Annotated in this window: 21 protein-coding genes, 1 tRNA gene and 2 pseudogenes; 4 read left to right on the plus strand and 20 right to left on the minus strand. The window is 59.5% G+C overall.

The window, feature by feature from the left end; translation table 11 throughout:
• Positions 1–15: 15 nt before the first annotated feature.
• The gene (gene rlmB / locus D8779_RS04515; protein ID WP_136663256.1) at positions 16–771 is read right to left on the minus strand and encodes a 23S rRNA (guanosine(2251)-2'-O)-methyltransferase RlmB; all 756 of its coding nucleotides are present in this window, start codon (positions 769–771) and stop codon (positions 16–18) included.
• Entirely contained in the window at positions 768–3,314 is a 2,547-nt protein-coding gene (gene rnr / locus D8779_RS04520) for a ribonuclease R (RefSeq protein WP_136663257.1), read from the minus strand. The genes rlmB and rnr overlap by 4 nt, the downstream gene beginning before the upstream one ends.
• 215 nt (positions 3,315–3,529) lie before the next feature.
• Between rnr and D8779_RS04525 the strand changes: the two genes are divergently transcribed.
• A tRNA-Leu gene (locus D8779_RS04525) sits at positions 3,530–3,616 on the plus strand.
• Between the two features lie 104 nt (positions 3,617–3,720).
• Here the strand turns inward: D8779_RS04525 and D8779_RS21025 are convergent.
• The 14 genes and pseudogenes from D8779_RS21025 to D8779_RS04590 all read right to left on the minus strand — a co-directional run bounded on the left by D8779_RS21025 (position 3,721) and on the right by D8779_RS04590 (position 18,745).
• Entirely contained in the window at positions 3,721–4,605 is an 885-nt protein-coding gene (locus D8779_RS21025) for a methyl-accepting chemotaxis protein (protein ID WP_405121178.1), read from the minus strand.
• Positions 4,579–5,508: pseudogene (locus D8779_RS21030) on the minus strand (HAMP domain-containing protein); the annotation flags it as partial. The pseudogene D8779_RS21030 and the gene D8779_RS21025, both read right to left, overlap by 27 nt.
• 284 nt (positions 5,509–5,792) lie before the next feature.
• Positions 5,793–7,088, minus strand: a complete 1,296-nt coding sequence (locus D8779_RS04535) for an adenylosuccinate synthase (RefSeq protein WP_136663258.1) — start codon at positions 7,086–7,088, stop codon at positions 5,793–5,795.
• A 64-nt stretch (positions 7,089–7,152) separates the two neighbouring features.
• Positions 7,153–8,340, minus strand: coding sequence for an ATP phosphoribosyltransferase regulatory subunit (locus D8779_RS04540; RefSeq protein ID WP_136663259.1), 1,188 nt, complete (start codon positions 8,338–8,340; stop codon positions 7,153–7,155).
• A gap of 37 nt (positions 8,341–8,377) precedes the next feature.
• A pseudogene (locus D8779_RS04545) lies at positions 8,378–8,562 on the minus strand (DUF2065 domain-containing protein).
• 100 nt (positions 8,563–8,662) lie between these two features.
• Positions 8,663–9,532 (minus strand): protease modulator HflC, encoded by an 870-nt coding sequence (hflC, locus tag D8779_RS04550; protein ID WP_136663260.1) that lies wholly within the window; start codon positions 9,530–9,532, stop codon positions 8,663–8,665.
• Positions 9,532–10,689, minus strand: a complete 1,158-nt coding sequence (gene hflK / locus D8779_RS04555) for an FtsH protease activity modulator HflK (protein ID WP_136663261.1) — start codon at positions 10,687–10,689, stop codon at positions 9,532–9,534. The genes hflC and hflK overlap by 1 nt, the downstream gene beginning before the upstream one ends.
• A gap of 96 nt (positions 10,690–10,785) precedes the next feature.
• Entirely contained in the window at positions 10,786–12,087 is a 1,302-nt protein-coding gene (gene hflX / locus D8779_RS04560; RefSeq protein WP_136663262.1) for a ribosome rescue GTPase HflX, read from the minus strand.
• A 14-nt stretch (positions 12,088–12,101) separates the two neighbouring features.
• Positions 12,102–12,368 (minus strand): RNA chaperone Hfq, encoded by a 267-nt coding sequence (gene hfq, locus D8779_RS04565; protein WP_136663263.1) that lies wholly within the window; start codon positions 12,366–12,368, stop codon positions 12,102–12,104.
• A 101-nt stretch (positions 12,369–12,469) separates the two neighbouring features.
• The gene (miaA, locus tag D8779_RS04570; RefSeq protein ID WP_136663264.1) at positions 12,470–13,447 is read right to left on the minus strand and encodes a tRNA (adenosine(37)-N6)-dimethylallyltransferase MiaA; all 978 of its coding nucleotides are present in this window, start codon (positions 13,445–13,447) and stop codon (positions 12,470–12,472) included.
• A gap of 31 nt (positions 13,448–13,478) precedes the next feature.
• Positions 13,479–15,356, minus strand: coding sequence for a DNA mismatch repair endonuclease MutL (mutL, locus tag D8779_RS04575; RefSeq protein WP_136663265.1), 1,878 nt, complete (start codon positions 15,354–15,356; stop codon positions 13,479–13,481).
• Positions 15,353–16,771 carry an N-acetylmuramoyl-L-alanine amidase gene (locus D8779_RS04580; protein WP_240789681.1) on the minus strand — a complete coding sequence of 473 codons (1,419 nt, stop codon included), beginning with the start codon at positions 16,769–16,771 and terminating at the stop codon, positions 15,353–15,355. Before D8779_RS04580 ends, mutL begins: the two co-directional genes overlap by 4 nt.
• A 19-nt stretch (positions 16,772–16,790) precedes the next feature.
• The gene (gene tsaE, locus D8779_RS04585) at positions 16,791–17,258 is read right to left on the minus strand and encodes a tRNA (adenosine(37)-N6)-threonylcarbamoyltransferase complex ATPase subunit type 1 TsaE (protein WP_136663267.1); all 468 of its coding nucleotides are present in this window, start codon (positions 17,256–17,258) and stop codon (positions 16,791–16,793) included.
• Positions 17,246–18,745 carry an NAD(P)H-hydrate dehydratase gene (locus D8779_RS04590; protein WP_136663268.1) on the minus strand — a complete coding sequence of 500 codons (1,500 nt, stop codon included), beginning with the start codon at positions 18,743–18,745 and terminating at the stop codon, positions 17,246–17,248. Before D8779_RS04590 ends, tsaE begins: the two co-directional genes overlap by 13 nt.
• A gap of 60 nt (positions 18,746–18,805) precedes the next feature.
• Between D8779_RS04590 and queG the strand changes: the two genes are divergently transcribed.
• Positions 18,806–19,867, plus strand: a complete 1,062-nt coding sequence (queG, locus tag D8779_RS04595; protein WP_136663269.1) for a tRNA epoxyqueuosine(34) reductase QueG — start codon at positions 18,806–18,808, stop codon at positions 19,865–19,867.
• 51 nt (positions 19,868–19,918) lie between these two features.
• On the opposite strand, the gene orn is transcribed toward queG, so the two are convergent.
• Together orn and D8779_RS04605 are read right to left on the minus strand one after the other, a co-directional pair.
• Entirely contained in the window at positions 19,919–20,461 is a 543-nt protein-coding gene (gene orn, locus D8779_RS04600; RefSeq protein WP_136663270.1) for an oligoribonuclease, read from the minus strand.
• Between the two features lie 95 nt (positions 20,462–20,556).
• Complete coding sequence (locus tag D8779_RS04605) at positions 20,557–21,330, minus strand: class I SAM-dependent methyltransferase (protein WP_136663271.1); 774 nt, start codon at positions 21,328–21,330, stop codon at positions 20,557–20,559.
• Positions 21,331–21,449: 119 nt separating this feature from the next.
• On the opposite strand from D8779_RS04605, the gene rsgA reads away from it, so the two are divergent.
• Positions 21,450–22,481: a small ribosomal subunit biogenesis GTPase RsgA gene (gene rsgA / locus D8779_RS04610; RefSeq protein WP_136663272.1), complete on the plus strand. Its 1,032-nt coding sequence runs from the start codon at positions 21,450–21,452 to the stop codon at positions 22,479–22,481.
• A 110-nt stretch (positions 22,482–22,591) separates the two neighbouring features.
• On the opposite strand, the gene motB is transcribed toward rsgA, so the two are convergent.
• Together motB and motA are read right to left on the minus strand one after the other, a co-directional pair.
• Positions 22,592–23,614 carry a flagellar motor protein MotB gene (gene motB / locus D8779_RS04615; RefSeq protein WP_136663273.1) on the minus strand — a complete coding sequence of 341 codons (1,023 nt, stop codon included), beginning with the start codon at positions 23,612–23,614 and terminating at the stop codon, positions 22,592–22,594.
• 8 nt (positions 23,615–23,622) lie between these two features.
• Complete coding sequence (gene motA, locus D8779_RS04620) at positions 23,623–24,474, minus strand: flagellar motor stator protein MotA (RefSeq protein WP_136663274.1); 852 nt, start codon at positions 24,472–24,474, stop codon at positions 23,623–23,625.
• Positions 24,475–24,593: 119 nt separating this feature from the next.
• Here motA and D8779_RS04625 point away from each other — a divergent pair, with 119 nt between their 5' ends.
• On the plus strand, positions 24,594–26,108 hold the full coding sequence (locus D8779_RS04625) for an HDOD domain-containing protein (protein ID WP_136663275.1): 1,515 nt from the start codon (positions 24,594–24,596) through the stop codon (positions 26,106–26,108).
• The last annotated feature ends 20 nt before the right edge of the window (positions 26,109–26,128 follow it).

Here is a 26,128-nt window from a genome sequence, read left to right on the forward strand (position 1 = left end):
CGCTCGGTATCTACACTACTTCTTCTTGCTGCCAGCCTTGCGCTGACGCAATGCCTCGAACAGGCAAACCCCGGTCGCCACCGAGACGTTGAGGCTGCTGACGCTGCCCGCCATCGGTAGCTTGACCAGGTAATCGCAGTGCTCGCGGGTCAGCCGGCGCATACCTTTGCCTTCTGCACCCATGATCAGCACGGTCGGCCCAGTCAGGTCGTGGTCGTATACTTCCATCTCCGCCTCGCCAGCAGTACCAACCACCCATAGACCGCGCTGCTGAAGCTTCTCTAGGCTGCGCGCCAGGTTGGTGACTGCGACCAACGGGATAACCTCCGCCGCGCCACAGGCCACCTTGCGCACGGTGGCGTTAAGCGTGGCGGACTTGTCCTTCGGCACGATCACGGCCAAAGCACCGGCCGCATCGGCAGTACGCAGGCAAGCGCCGAGATTATGCGGATCAGTCACACCATCGAGCACCAGAATCAGTGGAGCACCTTCGCTGCGATCCAGTAACTCCTCAAGCATGGCCTCACCCCAGACTTGGCTGGGGCTTACATCAGCGACCACGCCTTGATGCACACCCTCGACCCAGGAGTCCATCTCGCGGCGCTCGCACTGGCCAACCGAAACGCGCGCATCTGCCGCCAAGGCCAGCAGCACCTGCACCCGCGGATCGTTACGCCCTTCAGCAAGCCAAACCTGCTTGACCCGCTTCGGGTGATGCCGCAGCAAAGCCTCTACGGCATGGACGCCGTAGATTTTTTCCAACTGACTCATGACTTCGCCTTACGCTTGCGTGGCCCACCAGAAGCCGGCGCACCACCAGCCGCCGCACCCTTGCGGTGTGCACCAGGCTTACCTGTCTTGGCAGCGGGCTTGGCTGACTCACCCTTAACCGAGCTTTTGCCTGCCTTGCTTTTCGAGTCACTGAGCAGGGATTTTTTCAGTGCACGGCTCTTCTCTACATCGGTATTACCCGGCGCTGCACGCTCACCACGACGCCCGGTTTTACCCGCCGCGGACTCGAAACCGCCTCGACGCGCACCGGCTGGCGCCACAGCTTTGCCTTCGGCCAATTCAAAATCGATCTTGCGCTCATCCAGATCAACGCGCATGACCTTCACTTCAACACTGTCACCCAAACGGAAGCTGCGCCCTGAGCGCTCGCCCGCCAAACGGTGGTGCACCGGATCGAAGTGATAGTAATCACCCGGCAAGGCGGTGACGTGCACCAGCCCTTCGACATAAATGTCTTTCAACTCGACAAACAAACCGAAGCCGGTCACGGCGGTAATCACCCCGGGGAAGGTCTCCCCAACACGGTCTTTCATGAACTCGCACTTGAGCCAGTTCACCACATCGCGCGTCGCCTCATCGGCACGACGCTCAGACATCGAGCACTGCTCGCCAAGCTGCTCGAGAATTGCGTCGTCGTACGGATAGATCCGCGCACGCGGCATGATCGTCGCACCGGCACGCTTGACGTGTGGAGTGTCCAGCTTGGAACGCACCACACTGCGAATCGCACGATGGATCAGCAGATCCGGGTAACGGCGAATCGGCGAGGTGAAGTGCGCATAGGCCTCGTAATTCAAACCGAAGTGACCCTGATTGTCGGCGCTGTACACCGCCTGACTGAGCGAGCGCAGCATCACGGTCTGGATCAGGTGGTAGTCCGGACGCCCACGAATGCTCTCCAGCAGCAGTTGGTAGTCCTTAGGCGACGGACCATCCTTGGACTTGCCGCGGTGCAGCGACAGACCCAGCTCAGTGAGGAACGCCTTGAGTTTTTCCACGCGCTCTGGCGGCGGGCAATCATGCACGCGGTACAGCGCCGGAATTTCATGCTTTTGCATAAAGGCGGCAGTGGCGACGTTAGCAGCCAGCATGCACTCTTCGATCAACTTGTGCGCATCGTTGCGCTGGGTTGGGCGAATCTCGGCGATTTTGCGCCCAGCACCGAAGATGATTCGGGTTTCCTGGGTTTCGAAGTCGATGGCACCGCGCTCGTGGCGCGCCGCCAGCAACACCTGATACAGCGAATACAGCTGCTTGAGGTGCGGCAAGACTTCTTTGTACTCACCACGCAACGCCTTGCCTTCGCTGCCCTTAGGCTGCTCAAGCATGGCACTGACCTTGTTGTAGGTCAGACGTGCATGGGAGTGAATCACCGCCTCATAGAACTGGTAATCGGTCATCTTGCCGGTTTTCGAGATACTGATCTCGCAGACCATGGCCAGGCGATCGACGTGCGGGTTCAGCGAGCACAGACCATTGGACAGCTCTTCCGGCAGCATCGGGATAACCCGCTCCGGGAAGTACACCGAGTTGCCACGCACCTGGGCTTCGGCGTCCAGCGCCGAATCAATCTTCACGTAGTGGGAAACGTCGGCGATGGCGACATAAAGCTTCCAGCCGCCGGAGAACAACCGCCAGTTGCTACCGTTTTTCTCGCAGTACACCGCGTCATCAAAGTCGCGAGCATCTTCGCCATCGATGGTAACGAAGGGCAGGTGGCGCAAATCGATACGCTTTTCCTTGTCCTTCTCCTCAACTTCCGGCTTGAGCTTACGTGCTTCTTTCTCAACAGCCTCTGGCCACACATGGGGAATATCGTAGCTGCGCAGGGCAACGTCGATTTCCATGCCCGGCGCCATGTAGTTGCCAACCACCTCAACCACATCACCCTGCGGCTGAAAGCGCGTAGTCGGCCAGTGGGTGATTTTCACCTCAACGAACTGACCTTGCTTGGCGCCCGCGTTACGCCCCGGCGTTACCAACACTTCTTGCTGAATTTTCGGGTTATCGGCGACAACAAAACCGACACCACTTTCTTCGTAATAACGACCGACGATGCTTTCGTGCGCACGGAGGATCACCTCCACTACAGCGCCCTCGCGACGGCCACGCCGGTCGAGGCCGGAAACTCGCGCCAACGCACGGTCGCCATCGAACACCAGGCGCATCTGCGCAGGACTCAGAAATAAGTCATCACTGCCGTCATCCGGCACCAGAAAGCCAAAGCCATCACGATGCCCGCTGACGCGACCCAAAATTAGGTCGAGCTTGTCAACCGGCGCATAGGTACCGCGGCGGGTATAGATCAACTGACCATCGCGCTCCATGGCGCGCAGACGACGACGCAACGCTTCAAGCTGCTCATCAGTGGCCATGCCAAACTCATCGGCCAGCTCTTCGCGACTCGCTGGGGAGCCACGGTCAGACAAGTGCTGCAGAATCAGCTCGCGACTTGGAATGGGGTTTTCGTATTTTTCCGCTTCACGAGCGGCCTCGGGATCGAGGGATTGCCAATCGGCCATTAGAGGTAATTCACCTTATCTACACAAATTCGGTTTGCCATGTGCCTATTGAAGCGCGAAACCACTGTCCAGGTCAGCCCGGCACACAGAATAAAATTTTTTAACAACAGGGGTTTACAAGTAAAAACCCGATCCGTATTATGCGCGCCACAACGACGGGAAACGATGTTATCCGAGTTGTAGTTGATCGCAAATGAGCATTTTTTGCAATCAATGCCCAGGTGGTGAAATTGGTAGACACGCCAGCTTCAGGTGCTGGTGACCTTACGGTCGTGGAAGTTCGAGTCTTCTCCTGGGCACCAATTCAAAAAACCGAGCCATTGGCTCGGTTTTTTATTGCCTGCTGATTTTTACCCACTCAAGGCCACCAAAGCAGGGGCGCTCGGCGCGCCCAGCTCTTCTGGATTTAAACCCGAAATTGCCCGAGGCTGGCTTTGAGTTTCTTCGCCAACCCATCCAACACGCGTCCGCTTTGCGCCGTCGCAGCAACCGCTTCCGCCGCACGCTGCGCTTCAATATGAATCACCTCGACGCGCCCACGCACGGCATCCGCGCCCTCAGCCTGGTGCGCAGCCGCTTCGGTCGCGGCATTAATCGCCCCGTGCACATCCTCCACGGACTCACGCACCGATTGCTGCACCCGCGCGCTTTCGCGCAACGCAGCCAAACCCTGATCAGCCTGCTTACCCGCCTGACTAATCGCCTCAACTGCTTCGCGCGCGCCCTGCTGCAGCGCACCGATATGGGTTTGAATATCACCGGTGGACTGCTGCGTTTTGCTAGCCAGGGCCCGCACTTCATCTGCCACCACGGCAAATCCGCGCCCACTCTCACCCGCACGCGCCGCCTCAATCGCCGCATTCAGCGCCAACAAATTGGTTTGCTCAGCGATTGAACGAATCACCGTCAGCACCACTTCAATCTGCTCACTTTGCTTGGCCAGCCGCTCAATCACCGCCGCGCCAGTTTCCACACGGCGCACCAACTCCTCGATCGAGCCTCCCACACGCAGCGCAATAGCCGCATTCTCATCAGCAGCCTGACGAATCGCCCCAACCCGCTGCAGCGCCTCGCGCATCGCCTGACTTTCCGCCTGCGCCTCACCGGCCATTTCCGCCAAGGCCTGCAGGCTGCCTGCCACCTCATCACGCTGGCGCTCAGCAGCCGACTCGGCAGCAGCACTGCGCGACGCCAGATGGTCAATCTCTCGACCGGTAAGCGATGCCACCTCACCCGCTTCGCGCACAATCGGCTGCAGCTTGGCGACAAAACGATTGACCGCCGCCGCCATGTCACCAATCTCATCACGGCTGTTGAGCTCAACCCGGCGCGTTAAATCACCCTCACCCGCCGCCCAGTCATTCAGCACCGCAATCAAGGTATGCAGCTTACTGACCACTCGCCGCCCCAGCACCACGGCCAACACCAGCAGAATCAGCAGCGCCACGACCACCAGCCCCATACTGATATTCCAGCGCAAGCCTGCCGCAGCTTTCTGCACAACCTCACGACTGCTCTGCTCCATACCGCCGGCCGCCTCACGCGCAACGCTCAAACGGGACGCCAAGGCGTCTGCACTGCTGGTGGCCGCACCACTTAAACTATCTGAAACCAGCCGCCCACTGCTGTCGATCAGGCTGACGAATCGCTGATCCAGCTTCGCCAGCTCCTCATCCACCGACGCAGTAGAAACCCCCAGCAGGACCTTGCCAATATCAGAGCCCATCGGGCTGATGCTCGCCTCGGCGATATATACACCCGGATCATTGGCCGCCGCTTGCAGCACCTTATCCAGCGCACCATCGCCCTCCCCCTTGGCCATCAGCGCGCGAACACGGGAATCCTGCCGGTTGAGGTGACGCGTCAGGCGTTCGCCTTGCGCATCGAGATAGACCGCAAACAACACCGCCGGATTGCGATGCGCCCCACGCGCTAACTCGGTTAACGCCGGCACATCGGCATCCCAAATGGCTTTGGGCGCAACAGCCGACAGTAGCTGTGCCAGCTCATCCGCTGAGCGCTTGAGATTGCTGTCCAGCACCTCGCGGATCTGCGCCTGCTCCTCGGCCAGGCGAGTGGAAAGGCCTTTGGCCAACTGCGCCTGAGTGCTGGCGGATAGACTATCCAACCCACCACGCACCTCATTACTCGCCTTCGTAAGCTCATCCACCAAACGCGCCGTATCGGCCTGCATTCCCGTGGCCAAATCCGCCTCAAGCGTCGCCACCGTAGTGCGCGTTAACGCCACCGCCACGACAACCTGCACCAACAGGGCCACGCCCAGCGCTAGAAACACCGGCAACAGCAGGCGACTGCGCAACACAGAAATAATGGAAAACACGGCAGACACTCCTGACAACGGTAATGCCTATAACGGCTGGCAAACGTATTTATGAAGACTAGCCCGGATATTTTTACCCAGATCTAAAACAACAAAGGGCCGCCAACTGGCGACCCTTTGTGCACGGCCTGCAAATATCAGGCAAACGGATGACGCAACACAATAGTCTCGTTGCGGTCAGGGCCGGTGGAAACGATATCAACGGGCGCCCCCACCAACTCCTCCACGCGCTTGATATAAGCGCGCGCAGCCGCCGGCAACTCGTCCAGAGTCTTAGCGCCTAGCGTCGATTCGCTCCAGCCTGGCAGCTCTTCGTAAACCGGCTGCAAACCCAGGTAGCTGTCGGCATCGGTCGGCGCATCGACCAGCACGTCACCATTCTGGTCTTTGTAACCGACGCAAATGCGGATGGTTTCCAGGCCATCGAGCACATCCAGCTTGGTCAAGCACAGACCGGAGATGCTGTTGATCTCGATAGCGCGACGCAGGATCACCGCATCAAACCAACCACAGCGGCGGGCGCGACCGGTAGTGGAACCGAACTCATGGCCACGCTTGGCCAGAAAGGCGCCAGTTTCATCGAACAATTCAGTCGGGAACGGGCCAGAACCCACACGCGTGGTGTAAGCCTTGGTGATACCGAGGATGTAATCCAGGTACATCGGGCCAAAACCGGAACCCGTGGCGATACCGCCCGCCGTGGTGTTGGAACTGGTGACATAGGGGTAGGTGCCATGGTCAATGTCCAGCAGCGAGCCCTGCGCGCCCTCGAACATGATGTCCTTGCCCTCACGACGCATGTCATGCAGGACAGCGGTGACATCAACCATCATCGGCTTAAGCAGCTCGGCATATTCCATGCACTCATCGAGTGTTTTCTGGAAATCGATAGCCGGCTCTTTGTAGTAATTGACCAGCACGAAATTGTGGTAATCCAGCAACTCGCCGAGCTTGGCAGCGAAACGTTCACGATGAAAAAGATCACCAATACGCAAACCGCGACGCGCGACCTTATCTTCATAAGCCGGGCCAATGCCGCGACCGGTGGTGCCGATCTTGGCATCGCCACGGGCTTTCTCACGCGCCTGATCGAGGGCGACGTGGTACTGCAGAATCAGCGGGCAGGATGGGCTGATGCGCAGGCGCTCGCGCACCGGCACACCTTTCTCTTCCAGCTTGATGATTTCACGCATCAGCGCGTCAGGCGCAACTACCACGCCATTGCCGATCAGGCACTGCACGTTTTCACGCAAGATGCCGGAGGGGATCAGGTGCAGAACGGTCTTCTCGCCATCGATCACCAGAGTGTGGCCCGCATTGTGACCACCCTGATAGCGCACGACAGCTGCAGCCTGTTCGGTCAGCAGGTCGACGATTTTACCTTTGCCTTCATCGCCCCACTGGGTGCCCAGGACTACGACATTCTTACCCATAACACTAACCCTCTTCGCAAACTGGATGCCGGCTACAGCCGACGGAAACTTTTGGTACGGCCGCTTAAGCTGTCAGCTCAGCCAACTGCCAGCGACCATCACGCAGTAGCAGCTGACGATCACAACCCGCGGCTTCAGCATCAGCCGTAACTTGCCCTGGCAATGCTTGAACCACCCGCTGACCGTCCTGACGCAACCGCTGAATTGCTTGCCACAAGAACACATCATGGTTGTCTGGCGCCCAGATGCCGGCCGGCACATCGCCCAACTGCATCTGCCCTAAACTGACCAGGGTTTTCAGGTCAGTGGAGAAGCCTGTCGCCGGACGCGCGCGGCCAAAATCGGCGCCGATGTCGTCATACCGACCACCCTGAGCAATGGCATAGCCAACACCCGGGACAAAAGCTGCGAACACCACACCGGTGTGGTAGTGATAACCGCGAAGTTCGCCGAGATCAAAATACAGCGGCAGCTCCGGGTAGCGCAGGCTCAATGCATCGGCAATCGCCATCAGGTCATCCAGCGCCGCATGCACATCATCAGGAGCATCGACCAGGCATGCCTGAGCCAGGTCCAATACATCACGACCACCACACAACTCACTGAGCGCCCGCAACATCTTGCGCAGGTCATCCGGCAGGGTTTCGGTCAGCTCGGCAACCTCATCCATCGCCTTACGCTGCAGCGCATCGAACAACTGCTGCTCGACTTCACCAGACAACTCGGCAGCACGCGCCAGGCCCCGGTAAATACCGACATGACCCAGATCCATGTGCACATCCGGCACAGCGGCCAGTTCAAGCGTGCTGACCAACAGGCTGATCACCTCCACATCACTGGCCGGGCTGGCATCGCCATACAGCTCAGCACCCAGCTGGATCGGGCTGCGCGAGGTGGTCAGCGCACGCGGCTGAGCATGCACCACGCTACCGGCGTAGCACAGACGGCTCGGCCCTTCGCGGCGCAGGGTATGCGCATCGATGCGCGCCACCTGCGGCGTGATGTCGGCACGAAAGCCCATCTGCCTACCGGACAGCGGATCAGTGACCTTAAAGGTGCGCAAATCCAGGTCCTGGCCCGCGCCAGTCAGCAGCGACTCCAGGTACTCGATGTGCGGGGTGACCACAAATTCATAGCCCCAGCGCTGGAACAGATCCAGCACCTGACGACGTGCCACTTCAATACGCCCCGCGTACGGCGGCAGTACTTCTTCGATGCCATCTGGCAGCAGCCAGCGGTCTACCGTTGCCATTTCGCCATTCCCCTCTTGAACCGGGCGGCACAAGCCTTCAGTGAAGCCAATAAAGGACGGTTGTTCCCAGCAGCATGCTGACCAACCCCATCAAACGCAGCTGTCGATCAGACACTGCGTCAGTTGTAAAAGCCTTTCACGCCAATGACGCGGGCACAGGAAGGGCAGGATGCCTTCCAGCACCAACACAAGACAAAACGCGATGCCTAATTCCTGCCACATGCTTCCCACAGACGCAAAAAAGCCGGGATTTCCCCGGCTGCCGCATGATACCACGTTTTCCACAAGGGTCACCCCGACGACTGCTCGCCGGGGTGATGACTCAAGGCTTGGACTTCTCCAAATAGCGGAAAAAGTCGCTACTTGGGTCCAGCACCAACACATCACGCTTGTCGGCGAAACTCTCGCGATAAGCCCTTAGGCTGCGGTAGAACGAGTAAAACTCCTGATCCATGCCGTAGGCCTTGGAGTAGATCGCAGCCGCCTGGGCGTCACCATCACCACGCAGCTCTTCAGCTTGACGGTAGGCATCAGCCAGCAACACACGACGCTGTCGATCGGCATCGGCACGAATACCTTCAGCCAACTCCTTACCTTTTGCGCGGTGCTCGCGGGCTTCACGCTCGCGCTCAGAACTCATCCGATCAAATACGCTTCGGTTGACTTCCTTGGGCAGGTCGATGGCCTTGACGCGCACATCCACCACCTCAATGCCCAGCTCTTTCTGCGCAGCCCGATTCAAGGAGGCCGTCACATCCGCCATCAAGGCATCACGCTCACCCGAGACCGCTTCATGCAGCGTGCGCTTACCAAACTGGTCGCGCAGCGACGCTTCGAGGCGACGCGCCAGACGCTCATCAGCAATCTGCTTCATGCCGGAGGTCGCGGTGTAGAAACGCTCAGCATCCAACACGCGCCACTTGGCAAAGGCATCGACCATCAATGCTTTCTTTTCCAGCGTAAGGAAACGCGAGCTGCTGGAGTCCAATGTCAGCAGCCGCGCATCGAACTTGCGCACCTGGTTAACGTATGGAATTTTGACATGCAAACCCGGCTGCACGTCCGGCTGGACAATACGACCGAACTGCAACAGCACCGCACGCTCAGTTTGCGAGACGATATAGAAGCTATTCCAGGCGACGATCGCCAGCACGACGCCACCTATAAGGGCGATCAGCGATTTATTGCTCATCAACGGCTCTCCCTTGTGCGCAGCTCAACTTGACGCGGATCGACATTTACTCGCGAGCCTGCGTCTGCGGCACCCGCAGCGCCGGATATCGAGCTAGGCGCAGACGGGCTACGGCCATCGATCATCTTGTCCAGCGGCAGATAAAGCAGATTGTTCTGCCCCTTATCGCCGGTCACCAACACCTTACTGGTGTTGGTCATCAGCTCCTGCATGGTGTCCAGATACAGACGCTCACGCGTAACCTCAGGTGCCTTACGGTACTCAGTCACCAATGAGGTAAAGCGGTCCGCCTCACCCTGTGCCCGAGAAACCACCTCATCGCGGTAACCGTTGGCATCCTCGATCAGGCGCTGCGCCTGGCCACGGGCTTCCGGCACCACGCCATTGGCATAGGTTTCAGCCTGATTCTTCTCACGCTGCTCGTCTTCACGGGCACGAATCACGTCATCGAAGGCTTCCTGCACTTCACGCGGCGCCGCCGCACTCTGCAAGTTGACCTGAGTCACCGTGATACCGGTGCGGTAGTTGTCGAGGAAACGCTGCAAGCGCTCCTTGACCTCACTGGCCATAAGCTCACGGCCTTCGGTCAGCACCTGGTCCATCTCGGTGGAACCCACCACGTGACGCACGGCGCTGTCGGTCGCATGCTGCAGACTGACTTCCGGCTGATCAACGTTGAGTACGAAATCCTGCAAGTTGCTGACCCGGTACTGCACGGTCAACGGCACTTCGATGATGTTTTCGTCCTCGGTCAACATCTGCCCCTGCTTGCTGTAAGCACGCTCACGGGTGACGTTTTCCTGAAACTTGCGATCAATCGGCGGGAAATAGATATTCAGACCCGGGCCGACTGTCTCGTAGTATTTGCCGAAGCGCAGCACCACGGCCTGCTCCTGCTCATCGACGACATAGATCGCGCTGTACAGCCAGACCGCAGCCAGCAGCCCCAGGCCCACGAACAGCAAGCCAAAGCCGCCGCCATTGCCAGAGCCAGTCTCGCTGCCTCGTTTTTTGCCGCCACCGAACAGCCCATTAAGGCTCTCCTGCAGCTTGCGGAAGGCTTCATCGATATCCGGCGGTCCCTTACGGTCACCGTTTTTACGGCCACCCCATGGGTCCTGATTATTCGAGTTGCCACCCGGCTCATTCCAAGCCATAGCGCTCTCCATCTGATAAAGCAAAGACGCGCCCGCGGCGCGCCCGCCAATGCTACAGAATGCATGCAACCAGCGGCAAAGTCGCTGATGCAGGCTTTATTGCAAAGTGTGTTGCTCGATAAATTCCTGCGGCTTAAGCCCTTCACGACTCACCAGCCGATTCAGCTCAATCCGCGGCAAGCGCACAGCCAGCAGGCTGCTACCGTCTTCGGCATGGGATTCGCTTTGTACCGCACCCAAATCGAAGAACTGCGCACGTAAACGCCCAAGGCGCTGTGGCAGCTGCAATGTACCGACAAATAGATCATCACCCAACAGCTCAGCTATCGCCTGACGCAATAACGGCAAACCACGCCCGTCACGCGCCGACAACCAAACCCGCTGCGGCTTGCCATCGGCATCGCGCTGAATCTGTGGCTCTACCCCTTCAAGCAGGTCGAGCTTGTTATACACCTCAAGCATCGGCAACTCATGCGCGCCAATCTCACCCAGCACCGCCAACACCTGCTCGATTTGCTGATCGCGCTCGGGCTCATGTGCGTCGATTACGTGCAACAGCAAATCGGAATTGCTCGACTCTTCAAGCGTCGCGCGAAACGCCTCAACCAGCTTGTGCGGCAAATGACGGATAAAGCCTACGGTATCAGCCAGCACGATTGGCCCGAGATCATCCAGCTCCAGACGGCGCAAGGTAGGGTCAAGGGTGGCGAACAGTTGATCAGCCGCATAAACATCAGAAGAAGTCAGCGCATTGAACAGTGTTGACTTGCCCGCATTGGTGTAGCCCACCAGCGACACGGAAGGGATGTCGGCACGCTGACGGCCGCGCCGAGCTTGCTCGCGCTGACTGCGGACCTTTTCGAGCTTTTGCTTGATCTGGCGAATCCGCACACGCAACAGGCGGCGGTCAGTCTCTAGCTGAGTTTCACCCGGCCCACGCAAGCCAATGCCCCCCTTCTGCCGCTCAAGGTGGGTCCAGCCACGAACCAGTCGCGTGCTCATATGGTCAAGCTGAGCCAGCTCAACCTGCAGCTTGCCTTCATGGGTGCGCGCGCGCTGCGCAAAGATATCGAGAATCAGCCCGGTGCGATCTAGCACCCGACACTCGAAAACGCGCTCAAGGTTACGCTCCTGACTTGGCGTAAGCACGTGATTGAAGATAACCAAGTCAGCCTCGGTGGCTTTCACCTGATCACGCAACTCAGCAACTTTGCCACTGCCAATCAAGTACTTAGCGGTCAGCCGAGTGCTCGGAACACTGAGGAACGCAGCTGTTTCAGCGCCCGCCGAGAGGGCAAGCTCCTGAAACTCCTGCGGGTCCTCGCGCGCCTCGGGGTTTTGGCCGTCTAGATGAACCAGAATGGCCCGATTTCCACCTTCATGGCGCTCGAAGAACAATGCAGCCTCCTAAATTAGGCGTTACCGGACTCAGCTTCAGCTTCAGCTTGCTCGGTTTCGCTGGCGCTCGGCAAACGTACCGGACGACTAGGCACTACAGTGGAAATGGCGTGTTTATAGACCATCTGGCTGACAGTGTTTTTCAGCAAAATCACGAACTGGTCGAAAGATTCGATCTGGCCTTGCAGCTTGATGCCGTTAACCAAATAAATAGAAACCGGGACGCGTTCCTTACGCAGGGTATTCAGGTAAGGGTCTTGTAGCGAATGCCCTTTTGACATGTGCCGCACTCCTTTAAGGATCAATTTTCAATAATTTAAGTAAACCAACGAACGGCTTAAAGCCGCCACACCCCCAAGGATAGACGGCCAACGGCAAGGTCTCAGGTCAATATGGAGACCGCTGCCAGGTATTTCAAGGCACGCGGCAGATTGTCGCAGTCAGCACTATCAAGCCAATGCACATCCTGCTGCCAACCCCGTAACCAGGTGAATTGTCGCTTGGCCAATTGGCGCGTGGCGATAATGCCCCGCTCCTGCATTTGCTCGGCGTCGAGTTTGCCGTCTAAGTAATCCCAGACTTGCCGATATCCCACCGCCCTTATAGACGGCAACCCAACGTGCAAGTCACTTCGCTGATGCAGGCGTTCGACCTCGGCAACCAGCCCCTGTTCCACCATCAAGCGAAACCGCAGGGCAATTCGCTCATGCAACAACTGCCGTTGTGCCGGGGCTATGGCTATTTGCGCAACAGTATAGGGGAATTGGCAATCCGCCGATGTGCCGCCTGCAGTATTTTCTGCTACCTGACGTAACCGATGAGCAGTCATGCTTTGTCCGCTCACCCGGTAGACCTCAAGAGCGCGAACCAGGCGCTGCGGATCATTGGGATGGATACGCGCAGCCGATTCAGGATCGACTGCATGCAGCTCGGCGTGCAGCGCGCCCCAGCCTTCAACCTGAGCACGCGCTTGCAGCTCAGCCCGCACGGCCGCATCCGCGCCAGGCATATCCGCCAAACCTTCGAGCAAAGCTTTGAAATACAGCATGGTGCCACCCACCAGCAGCGGGATACGCCCGCGTGCGGTGATCTCGGCCATGGCTGCCAGGGCATCAGCTCGAAACTCGGCCGCCGAATAACTCTCGGCCGGGTCACGAATATCGATCAGGCGGTGCGGGAACTCAGCCAGCGTGGTCTTATCCGGTTTGGCCGTACCGATGTCCATACCGCGGTAGATCAACGCAGAGTCGACACTGATCAACTCGCATGGCAGCGCCCGTGCCAGCTCGATGGCCAGATCGGTCTTGCCGGCCGCAGTCGGCCCCATGAGGAAAATCGCCGGAGGTAGGCGCTCGGACATGCTCAAAAATTCTCTTTAAATGGCGCGACGGTTAGCGGCCGCGCAGGAACAGCTTGTCGAGGTCATCCATGCCCATCTGCGTCCAGGTCGGACGGCCATGGTTGCATTGACCGCTACGCTCGGTGTGCTCCATGTCGCGCAGCAAGGCATTCATTTCCGGCAGGGTCAGGCGCCGATTAGCGCGTACAGCGCCGTGACAGGCCATGGTGCCGAGCAGTTCATTGAGGTGGGCTTGAATGCGGTCGGTGGTGCCGTATTCGAGCAGATCACCGAGCACGTCCTGCACCAGGCGTGTCGCCTCGGCCTGCTTGAGCAAGGCCGGAATCTGCCGAATCGCCAATGTCTCCGGCCCCAGGCGCTGCAACTCGAAGCCCAGGCGCAAGAACCACTCGGCATGCTCCTCGGCGCAGTCAGCTTCACGCTGACTCACCGCAATCGACTCGGGCACCAGCAGCGGCTGGCCACGCAAACCCTCACTGGCCATGGCCACCTTCAGCCGCTCATAGGTGATGCGCTCATGGGCCGCATGCATGTCCACAACGACCAACCCCTGTACATTCTCAGCCAGAATATAGATGCCCTTGAGCTGAGCAATGGCGTAACCCAGCGGTGGAATATCACCCTGAGCCTCGGGCAAGCCCGCCGGAGCTGGCGTCGTCGCCATCGGCGCGAAAAATTCACGATAGGCGCCTTGGGCTTCCGCGGCCGGCAAGGCGGAGTCAGGGCGAGCGCCCTGATAACCGGCACCCGGCGAACGCCACACAGAGCCGCTGGACGCAGGCTGCAGCAGGCTGGCAGCCAAACCGATTTCACCCTGCGGACCAAACTCACCGGCGGCCTGACCGGTAGGGCGCAGCATTTCGCTGACCGTCGCCGGAGCCGCCAATTGGTCCTCCGGACGCACCTCACCCAGTGCCCGGTGCAACGTGCCGTAAAGGAAATCATGGACCATGCGCCCATCACGGAAGCGCACTTCATGCTTGGTTGGGTGCACGTTGACATCAACCACTGAAGGGTCGATTTCCAGAAACAGCACAAAGGTCGGATGACGGCCATTGAACAGCACATCGCGGTAGGCCTGACGCACCGCATGCGCGACCAACTTGTCGCGCACCATGCGGCCGTTCACATAGAAATACTGCAAATCTGCCTGGCTACGGGAAAACGTCGGCAAGCCGACCCAACCCCATAAATGCAGGCCGTTACGTTCGATATCGATCGGCAACGACTGCTCTAAGAATGCGGCTCCGCAGACCGACGCCACCCGGCGCGCGCGACTGAGTTCATCCGGCGCCTCATGCAAACCGAGCATGGTCTTGCCGTTGTGACGCAAGTGAAAAGCCACATCGAAACGCGCCAGGGCTAGCCGTTTGATCACTTCCTGCAGGTGATCAAACTCAGTTTTCTCGGTTTTGAGAAACTTGCGCCGCGCGGGGGTATTGAAGAACAGGTCACGCACTTCCACCGATGTGCCCACCGGATGCGCCGCTGGCTGCACCCGTGGCTGCATGTCGCGGCCTTCGGTTTCTACTTGCCAGGCCTGCTCAGCACCTTCTGTGCGCGAGGTCAGGGTCAGACGTGCGACCGAGCTGATCGACGCCAGCGCTTCGCCACGAAAACCGAGACTCATCACCTGCTCAAGGTCTTCCAACTCACGAATCTTGCTGGTGGCATGTCGCGCCAATGCCAGCGGCAGATCATCCGCAGAGATGCCGCTGCCGTTGTCGCGCACTTTGAGCAACTTGACGCCGCCCTGCTCGACATCAACTTCAATACGCTTGGCACCGGAATCCAAGCTGTTTTCCAACAGCTCCTTGATCACCGAAGCCGGCCGCTCAACCACCTCACCAGCAGCAATCTGGTTCGCCAGCCGCGGACTGAGCAGCTGGATACGCGCAGCATCAATCATGGCTGCGCAGCCAGTGCGTTGGCCGGCACCTGCAGACGCTGACCGACCTTGATCACATCGCTTTTCAGCGAATTGGTAGTGCGCAGCACGGCCAGACTGACCTGATAACGCTGGGCAATCAGCGCCAGGCTTTCACCCGAGCTGACCACGTGCTCACGCGGACCCAGGGTGATCTTGCCGTTATCACGCAACCAGGCCACATGGGTGCCCGGAGGCGGGTTCTCATGAAAGAACTGCCGTACGCCCGTAATAATCGAGCGCGCCAGCGCCTGCTGGTGGCTGGAAGAGGCAAGTTTGCGGGCCTCATTGGGATTGGAGATAAACCCCGTCTCGACCAGGATCGAGGGAATATCGGGCGATTTCAGCACCATAAAACCGGCCTGCTCTACGCGGCGCTTATGCAGCGGCGTGACCCGGCCCATATTGCCCAGCACCTTGTTGCCCACATTGAGGCTGGATGACAGCGAGGCGGTCATCGACAGGTCGAGCAATACCCCGGCGAGCATGCGGTCCTTATCATCCAGGCTGACATTACCGGCGCCGCCGATCAGGTCCGACTGATTTTCCGAATCGGCCAACCAACGCGCCGTTTCCGAGGTCGCCCCACGGTCCGATAGCGCATACACCGACGCGCCAAATGCTGCAGCCCGAGGCGCGGCATCGGCATGGATGGAAACAAACAGATCGGCGCCCTTTTTACGGGCGATCTCGGTGCGTTTGCGCAGGGGGATAAAGTAGTCGCCCGTACGCACCAACTCAGCCCGGAAGCCTTTCTCGGCATTGACCTGGCGCTGCAGCTCTTTGGCAATCGCCAGGGTCACATGCTTCTCATACTGGCCTTTGACCGGCGACAGGGCGCCCGGGTCTTCACCGCCGTGGCCCGCATCAATAGCAATCACAATATCGCGCTTACCATTGGGTATCGGGGTCAGTTTGGGCGGGGCTTGAGTCGGTGTCACCGGCACTTGCGGCGCGGTGGCCACAATGGTGGTGGGCAGGCTTGGCGCGCCGCTGCCATCCTGATCAAACAAGTCGACCACCAAACGATGGCCGTACTGCTGATTGGGGGCGAGGGTAAAACTCTTCGGCGTCACGGCGGCAGAAAGATCAATCACCACCCGCAGGTCTTCCGGCGTGCGCTGCGCAGAACGTACGCCGGTAATCGGGGTATTACTCAGGGTCAACTGATCGAAGCCCGTGGCCAGCTTGGCACCACTGACATCAATAACAATGCGATTAGGCGCAGAGAGCAGAAACACGCTGTGCTGCACCGGCCCGGACAGGTCAAACACCAAGCGAGTGTTATCCGGCGCACGCCACAGCCGCACACTGCGCACATCCGAAGCGGCCATTACATCGGCGGCCATGCCTACCAATGCCACTCCAATTGCGATGAAACGCGCGCTTATGCGCATAGCCAACCCCATAATTAATTCATGCCTCGACGGCCAAAGTGGCACACCAAGCGGTGCCGCGCTCGCCGTGCGCCTGCAAACGCAGCACCCGGCCGGCCTCTTGCGGGCTAATGGTAATGTCCAGGTCAGCCTTTGGCAAAACGCCTGCGCCTCGCTGAGGCCATTCGACGAGACACAATGCATGCCCGTCGAAATAATCACGGATGCCGAGGTACTCCAGCTCTTCGGGATCCACCAAACGATAAAGATCGAAGTGAAAAACGCGCAACGCGCCAATCTCGTAGGGCTCAACCAGGGTAAAGGTCGGGCTTTTCACCGCCCCTACATGCCCCAGGCCACGAATAATGCCGCGCGACAGGGTGGTTTTGCCGGCACCCAGGTCGCCATGCAAATAAATCAAGCCAATGCCGCCGGTCACGGCGGCAATGCGCGCCCCCAGCACCAGCATCGCTTCTTCGTCGGCGGCAAACAGTTCTAACTCAGACACGCAGACTGCTCCTGCAAAAGTTCACGAATAACCTCACACAAATCACTTGCTGCCAGGCCACGACCTTGCAGCGCTAACCGTTCGCCGGCGCAGGCGTGTAGATAAACAGCCAGTTGAGCCGCTGGCAATGCCGCCAGCCCCTGGGCGAGCAGCGCTCCGATAACACCTGCCAACACATCCCCCAAGCCCGCGCCAGCCATGGCCGGATGACCGCGCTCACACAGCCAAAGCGCCCCATCACAATCGGCAATCAGGCTGCCCGCGCCTTTGAGCACACAAACCGCCCGATAACGCTGTGCCAGCGCCCGGGCAGCGCCCGGCCGATCCGCCTGCACGGCTGCACTGCTAATCCCAAGCAAACGGGCGGCCTCACCAGGGTGCGGCGTCAGCACCGCGCCGGGCGGTAATTCGACTAAGCCCTGGGCCAGAAGATTCAACGCATCGGCGTCCCACACCTGCGCCACGTGGCAGGTCGCCGCCGCCGACACCAGGCTACGCCCCCAGGCCGCCTGCCCCAAGCCAGGCCCCACCACCCAAACACTGGCATTCACGCCTAATGCCAACAACTGGTTAGCTGAAGCAACACCTGCCGCCATCACCTCAGGCAAACGCGCCTGCGCCGCCGGCAGATGTTCGCTGCGGGTTGCCAGACTGACCAGCCCGGCGCCGGTACGCAATGCGCTCTGCGCCGCCAGCAAACCCGCGCCGGCATACCCCCGGTCACCAGCCACCACCAACACATGCCCCAACTGCCCCTTGTGCACGTTGCGCGAACGCGCGGGCAGCTGCGGCAGGCTGGCTGGCGCCAGGCGTTGCACGGTAAAAGTTTGCGCGGCGACTAAAGCGGCATCAGCCTGTAAATCATCAAACTGCAGCTCGCCCAAATACTCCGCTGCTTGGCCGGTAAACAGGCCTAGCTTCAGACCAATCAGGCTGACCGTCAGCTCAGCGCGCACCGCAACGCCCAACGCCTGCCCCGTGTCGGCGCAGAGCCCTGAAGGTATATCCACCGCCAGCACAGGCAAGCCGCTGGCATTCAGCACACCAATGACCAGGGCATATGGCTCACGCACCGCGCCCTGCAGGCCGGTACCAAGCAAAGCGTCAAGCACCACGCCTTGCAACTCGACGCCTTCGCGCCAAGGCTGCACCGGTACGCTGGCAGCCAGCGCCTGATCACGGGCCAACGCGGCATCGCCCTGCAACTGCGCCGCATCCCCCACCGCCAACACCTGCACCCGCCAGCCCGCGCGCAGCGCTAAAGCCGCCACCAGATAACCGTCGCCGGCATTATTGCCACGCCCAGCCAGCACTGTGAGTACACCGACATCCGGCCAACGGCGGCGTAAGGTCCGCCAAATGGCATGAGCGGCGCGGCTCATCAACTCAAACCCTGGCGTGCCGGCAGCGATCAGCCGCGCATCCAGCTCGCGCACTTGTGCAGCGCTGTAGAGCGCCAAAGGAAGATTGTCAGGAGAATGCGGCATGCGTGGGCTCCGATGTCTGGCAGAATTATACCCACCTCCGCCCCGGTTACCCGCGCTCATATGAACAGTAATGCCCTAGACCTTGCAGCCCTCGCCCAGTCGATCAAAGACTGGGGCCGTGAGCTGGGCTTTCAGCAAGTCGGGATTGCCGACGTGCAATTGGGCGAGCACGAGATGCACCTGCAGCGCTGGCTGGAGGCCGGCTACCAGGGCGAGATGGATTACATGGCCGCCCACGGCAGCAAACGCTCGCACCCGGACGAACTGGTGCCCGGCACCTTGCGCGTGGTCTCGTTGCGCATGGACTACCTACCTGGCGACACACAGATGGCCAAGCGTCTCGGCCAGCCCGAAAAAGCCTATGTATCGCGCTACGCCTTGGGCCGCGATTACCACAAACTGATCCGCAAGCGCTTGCAGCAACTGGCCGAGCGCATTCAACAGCAGATCGGCCCCTTCGGCTTTCGCGCTTTCGTCGACAGCGCACCGGTGCTGGAAAAGGCTATTGCCGAGCAGGCCGGGCTCGGCTGGATCGGCAAGAACACCCTGGTACTCAACCGCAAAGCTGGCAGTTACTTTTTTCTCGGCGAACTGTTCGTCGACTTACCCCTGCCCGTCGATGAACCGCACAGCAGCGAGCACTGCGGCCGTTGCACCGCCTGTATGGACATCTGCCCCACCGCAGCTTTCGTTGGCCCTTATGTGCTGGATGCGCGGCGCTGCATCTCCTACCTGACCATCGAGCTCAAAGGCTCGATACCAGAAGAGCTACGCGCACCGATCGGCAATCGGGTGTTCGGCTGCGATGATTGCCAGATGGTCTGCCCGTGGAATCGCTTTGCCAAACCTACCGAACAAAGTGACTTTCAACCGCGCCACAGCCTGGACAACGCCGAGTTGGCCGAACTGTTTTGCTGGAATGAGGACGAGTTTCTCAGCCGCACCGAAGGCTCGCCGCTGCGACGTGCAGGCTATGAGCGCTGGCTACGCAACTTGGCAGTCGGCTTAGGTAACGCGCCCTCAAGCATTCCGGTACTGGAAGCACTCAAAGCGCGCCGCGAATACCCTTCAGCATTAGTGCGCGAACATGTTGAATGGGCGCTGGCGCAGCACGACCTCTAACCCGGCAACCGTTACCCAAAGAAAAACCCGCCGAAGCGGGCTTTTGCGGCATCACACTTTCAGCAAGTGCTGACGGTAATGTTGCAGCTCAGCGATGGACTCACGGATATCATCCAACGCTTTATGCGTGCCCTGCTTCTGAAACGACTCTTTAACCTGTGGGGCCCACAGGCCAGCGAGAATTTTAAGGGTCGACACATCCAGATTGCGGTAGTGGAAGTAGGCATCCAGATTCTGCATGTACTTGCACAGAAAACGCCGATCCTGGCCAATGCTGTTGCCGCAGATCGGCGATTTACCCTTAGGCACCCACTGCTCAAGAAAAGCGATGGTCATCGCCTCAGCTTCGGCAGGGCCGATCGTGCTTTCGCGCACCCGCTGAGTCAGACCGCTACCACCATGGGTGCGCGTATTCCATTCATCCATACCGGCGAGCAGCTCATCACTCTGATGCACGGCAATCACCGGCCCTTCAGCAAGGATGTTCAGCTCACTGTCGGTAACGATGGTGGCCATCTCGATGATGACGTCCGTTTCGGGCTCAAGACCGGTCATTTCCAGGTCGATCCAAATCAGGTTATTGGCGTTCTGCATGCACGGCTCCTCGACTAAGGCCGACAGTTTAACAGGCCGCCGAAAAACTACAGCGCTCGGCTATGCGGTGTTGATGCCGGCCTGTAATAAATAAATCAGCCGCGCATGCGCCATAACAAGAGCCGCGACTTGCGCCAGTCGTGCAGTTCGATCTGCTGATCGGCCGGCTGCCCAGGCACCTCGAAAGTGTTGCTGATCAGCAAGCTGCCGGACGGCATCTGCGCGCAGGCCTTGACCCACAACTCAGGCATCGGCGCAGGTGAGAGGAAGCAATACACCACATCGAACGCGGACAGGTCGCTGCGCCAGAGGTTTTCATAACGGATCTGGCAATTGCTCTGGGGCAAGGCACGCAACCAGGCGATTACAAAGGACAGCGGCGCGGTTTCCACCCCAACAAACTGCGCCTGCGGGAACTGCCGGGCCAGGGTCAGCAGGGTGCCTGCAGGGCCGCAGCCCAGATCGATAAAGCGAAAGTGTTCGGGTTGCTCGCTCAGTACGCCGAGCAGATGCTGGCGGGCGCCGGCACCCGTCAGATACAACGGCACTCGCTCGCCAAAGCTGTTCCAGTTGAGCAGCAACAAGAGGACAAATCCGCCAAGAAACACCCAGGACGGCAGCGGCGCACCACTGGCCAGCAGCAGTGCAGGGACGAACAGCAGGTTTAACCCACACCACCAGCGCGACAGTCCCACGTAACGTGCCAGAGTGGCAGCCAGCAAGCCTTGCAGCAGACCTACGGCCAGCCAAGTCGGTCGCCAGGGCGACAGCTGAGCGACTAGATACAGCCCCAGGCCAATCAGCACAGTCGCGCCCAACTGGGCACACAAGGCCAGTAACGCCGGATAGTGGCGAACAACGCGCAGCATGCAGACTCCTGAACCGTCCGACCGATGATGCGCCGCAGTTTAGCTGCGCCAGCAGCTCAATAGGCAGCCCGTGCTAGACTCGCGACCGTTTATTGCGCAATTCAACTCTCGGAAGACCCATGGCCAAACGCCAACTTAACCGCCGGCAAAACTGGCGTATCGAAAAAATCCAGGGCGAGCGTGCCGCCCGCGCCGCCAAGCGCGAATCGCAGGCTGTACAGATTCTTGAAGGCGGCGACCTCGGCCCGGAACAGACCGGCCTGGTGATCGCCCACTTCGGCGTGCAGATCGAGGTTGAAGCACTGGATGGCGAACTGGCCGGCCAGGTATTCCGTTGCCACCTACGCGCCAACCTACCGACCATGGTCACCGGTGACCAGGTGGTGTGGCGCGCCGGCAACCAAGGCATTGGTGTGATTGTGGCGCAGTTGCCGCGCAGCACCGAGCTGTGCCGCCCAGATACCCGCGGCCAACTCAAGCCGGTAGCGGCCAACGTCGACCTGATCGTGATCGTTTTCGCGCCGCTGCCCGAGCCGCATGCCAACCTGATCGACCGCTACCTGGTGGCCGCCGAACACGCAGGCATTCGCCCGCTGCTGCTGCTGAATAAGACCGATCTGCTGGATGAGCAGAACGCCGTGGCCCTCAATCGCATGCTCGGGGTTTACCGCGAGCTCGGTTATCCGCTGCTGGAAGTGTCCGCCCACGGCGGCGACGGCATGCAACAGTTGCAACAGCAACTCGACGGCCACATCAGTGTGTTCGTAGGCCAATCGGGGGTCGGCAAGTCATCACTGGTTAACAGCCTACTACCCGATATCGACACCCGTGTTGGCCCACTTTCGGAGCAGTCCGGGCTGGGGACTCACACCACCACCACTGCACGCCTGTTCCACTTTCCCGGCGGCGGCGAACTGATTGATTCTCCTGGGATTCGCGAGTTCGGCCTGGTGCATGTCAGTCGCGATGACGTCGAGGCCGGTTTTATCGAGTTCGGTGAGCTGATCGGTCAATGCCGCTTCCGCGACTGCAAACATGATCGCGAACCCGGCTGCGCCCTGCTCAAAGCCCTTGAAGATGGTCGTCTGCACCCGCAGCGCATGGCCAGTTACCGACAAATTCTGGCCAGCCTGCCGGAAAACGAGTACTGAAAAAATCGCCGGGTGCGATTTTTAACGTCGCCCCGCGACGGCCCGCAGGAATGGCAGGCCATCAACAAAAAAGGCCGCGACAGTCGCGGCCTTTCATTTACAGCCAACGCTTATTCTGTGGGCTGATCGAACTGCAACACGCCGTCCTCAAAAATATTCAGCCGCTCACGTAACTGCCCGCCGGGCAGCGGGTCACCTGGGGCAACGGGCGGCTCGATGACGGGGGCAGCCGTTGGATCACCTACAGGTGTCTCAGTGGGCGGATCTGCAGAGTCACTTTGCGCCCCCTCAATGGCACGCTGGGCCTTCTTAGTGAGCACCACGATATCGATACGCCGGTTGACCGGATTGAGCGGCTTATCCCGATCAAACAACGCCGACGACGCATAGCCCACCACCCGCGCCACTTGGTCGTCATCATAACCGCCGGCAATCAGCACGCGCCGCGCCGCATTAGCGCGATCGGAGGACAGCTCCCAGTTGCCATACCCTCCACGCCCGACAAAGGGCGCAGCATCGGTATGGCCGCTGACGCTTATCTTGTTAGGCACCGCCGCAATAGTGTCGGTCATGGCCAGCAGGATATCTTCGAAATAGGACTGCAGACGCGCACTGCCCGAGGCAAACATCGGCCTATTCTCGGCGTCCATAATCTGGATGCGCAGGCCATCCTGGGTGATTTCGAAGAGAATCTGGTCTTTAAAATTCTGCAGCTGAGGGTTTTCCTCAACCTTGTTCTGCAATTCCTGCAGCAACAACTCCAGGCGCTCGCGCTCGACTTCTTCGGCTACCGACTCGGCCTGTTCCTTATTGAGGTCAGCCTGGTCATCTTCAGCAGGGGTTTTCTCCTCCTGCGGGACATCATTGAGCGTTCTGTCCGGCGATGGCGTGGGCGTTCCACCCAGATCAATCACATAAGGACTGGCACTCTCGGAGAACCCTACCGGGTCCTGAAAGTAACCCGAAATCAGCTTCTTCTGCTCAGGCGTGGCCGACGACATCAGCCACATCACCATAAAGAACGCCATCATCGCGGTGGCAAAGTCAGCAAAGGCGATTTTCCAGGCGCCACCGTGGTGGCCACCGGCAATCTTCTTGACCCGCTTGACGATAATCGGCTGGTTATTCTCCATGGCTCGCGTTAGCCCCCACGCATGGCCTGCTCAAGCTCGGCAAAGCTTGGGCGGTGCGCTGGATAGAGCACTTTGCGCGAGAACTCCACGGCAAGCGAAGGCGGCATACCGGAGGCCGACGCAACCAGCCCGGCCTTGATTGCCTCATAGACATTCAGCTCTTCCTTGGCATCGTGCTCCAGCGCACCAGCCAACGGGCCGAAGAAACCATAGGACGCCAGAATCCCGAGGAACGTACCTACCAGAGCGGTACCGACCTTCTCACCAATCTCTGCGTTATCAGCCTCGGCGAGGATCGACATGGTGATCACGATGCCCAGCACGGCCGCCACAATACCCATGGCCGGCATGCCATCGGCAACCTTCGCCACGGCATGCGCGGGGTGCTCAAGTTCCTCCTTAAGGCTGGTGATCTCCATATCAAACAAGCCCTCAAGCTCGTGCGGAGCCATGTTGCCGGACGACATGATGCGTAAATAGTCGCAGATGAAGGCGATCATCCGCTGATCTTTGAGGATGCCAGGGTACTTACTGAATATTGGACTGGCGGCAGGGTCTTCAACATCGGCTTCGATGGCCATCATGCCTTCGCGGCGACTCTTGTTGAGAATCTCATAAAGCAGCTTCAGCACATCCAGGTAGTAATGATGAGTGAAGCGCGAGCTGAACATGCTCAGCGACTTCTTGAACACCTGCATGAACATGCTGCCAGGGTTGGCCTGCAGAAATGCCCCCAACGCGGCGCCGCCAATGATCATCACTTCGAAGGGGTGGACCAACGCCATAAACTTACCGCCGGAGAGGATAAACCCCCCTAAAACGCTGGCGAATACAACAATGATGCCGATGATTTTTGCCATAGAAAGAGACTTGCCAGAGAGGGTAGAAAGGGGCTTTGCAAAACAACCCTTCTATTTATCGGAAGTTTTGCGCGAGACTATAGCCAGTTAAGGTCAAAAGCCAGCTTGTCTCAACCCGCATGCCAAAGCCCATTCACTATCCGCGCACCCTGACCGACTGGCTCAAGCAGCTGGACAGCCAGCTATTGCCTGCCTCCAGTGACAGCCAACAAAAACTGCGGCACGCCTTGGCGGACAGCAATCGCTCGATGCGCGAACTGGCAGATTTGATGCAGGGCTGCCCAGCATTGGCGCTCAGCGTGCTGCGCGAGGCCAATCGCACAAGCAGCGGGCTCAACGAGCAAACTGAAAGCCTCGAGGCTGCCATCAGTCGCCTCGGCATCAAACGCACCGAAGAGCTGCTCAACCGCCTGCCGGCGATGCCCGAGCTGGAACTGCCCAGAGCGCTCCGGCAAATCCAGTTAATCAGCCAGCATGCCAGCCAGCAGGCCAATGGTTTGTTTGCCGGGCGGCTGGCACGACTGTGGCAGGAAGTGCATTGGGGCAGCCTGCTGTTTCTGGCGCCGATCTGGACGCTGCTCGCCGCCCACCCGGAACTGTTTGAAGTCTGGGAGCAGCGGGTACTGGTCAAGGGCGAAGCCGCTACCAAGGTCGAACAGGAACTGCTGGGGGTACCGCTGCTGAAACTGTGCCTGGCGCTGAGCGAGCAATGGCACTTGCCCGAATGGGTTACTCAGGGCTACAGATTGCTGGTCAGCGACCGCCGCCTGCTGGTCAAGGCGCTGCATATCGCACGTGACAATGAACATCCACTGCACCAGCAACAAATCCTTGATGCCGACAGCAACCTGCGCCGCTGGCTAACTCAACCAGCCAACAGCATTCTGCTGGCCAACGGCCTAGCGATTTCAGCGCACTATGCGTGGAACAGCCCACACAGCCTGCGCTGGCAACGTCTGGCAGGCTTATTCCTGCAACTGCCGCTCGATAACGTGCAGCAGTTGCTGCACCAGAACGCAGTAAGCAGCGTCCGCCAACTGCCCACCACAGACCTCTGGCACCCAGCCAAAGCCCTGCTGTGGCCATGGCAGGCCCGGCACCTGCAAGCCACTATTGAGCCCCCAAAAGCCGCCGTCGTGAGCGAATGGCGACAACAATGCGGGCAACTACTCGCACAACCCAGCGCATTTACCAACGTGTTGCAACTCACCGCCTGCGCCAATCAGGCACTGCAGGCCGGCGGCATGCAGCGCGTGCTGATCCTACTGGCAGATCGCAACCACACCCGCCTGATTGCCCAGCAACAAAGCGGCCTGGACAAAGCGGCGGCCAGCCTCAGCCTTGACCCACAACACAGCCAAGTGCTGCGCCGCCTGCTCAGCGCACCTGCACAGCTAAAACTAAGCCCGGCCAATATGGCGCAGTTCTCGGCAATGCTGCCCGGCGCCCTGAAAAGCCTGTTCCCCAGCGAGCACCTGCTAATCCGCTCAATCGCCAGCAACAACCGCGTGGTCATGCTGGTGTTCGCCGACCAAAACGGTCAGGCGTTAAGCGATGCCAGCGTGCAAGGCTTTGGCAAAACCGTGCAATGCATTGAGCGAGCCCTGGCCAGCTTTGCCAACCGCGGGCGCTAGGCTTTCCGCTACAATCCGTC

This window comes from Pseudomonas leptonychotis (assembly GCF_004920405.1).
Lineage (GTDB): Bacteria > Pseudomonadota > Gammaproteobacteria > Pseudomonadales > Pseudomonadaceae > Aquipseudomonas > Aquipseudomonas leptonychotis.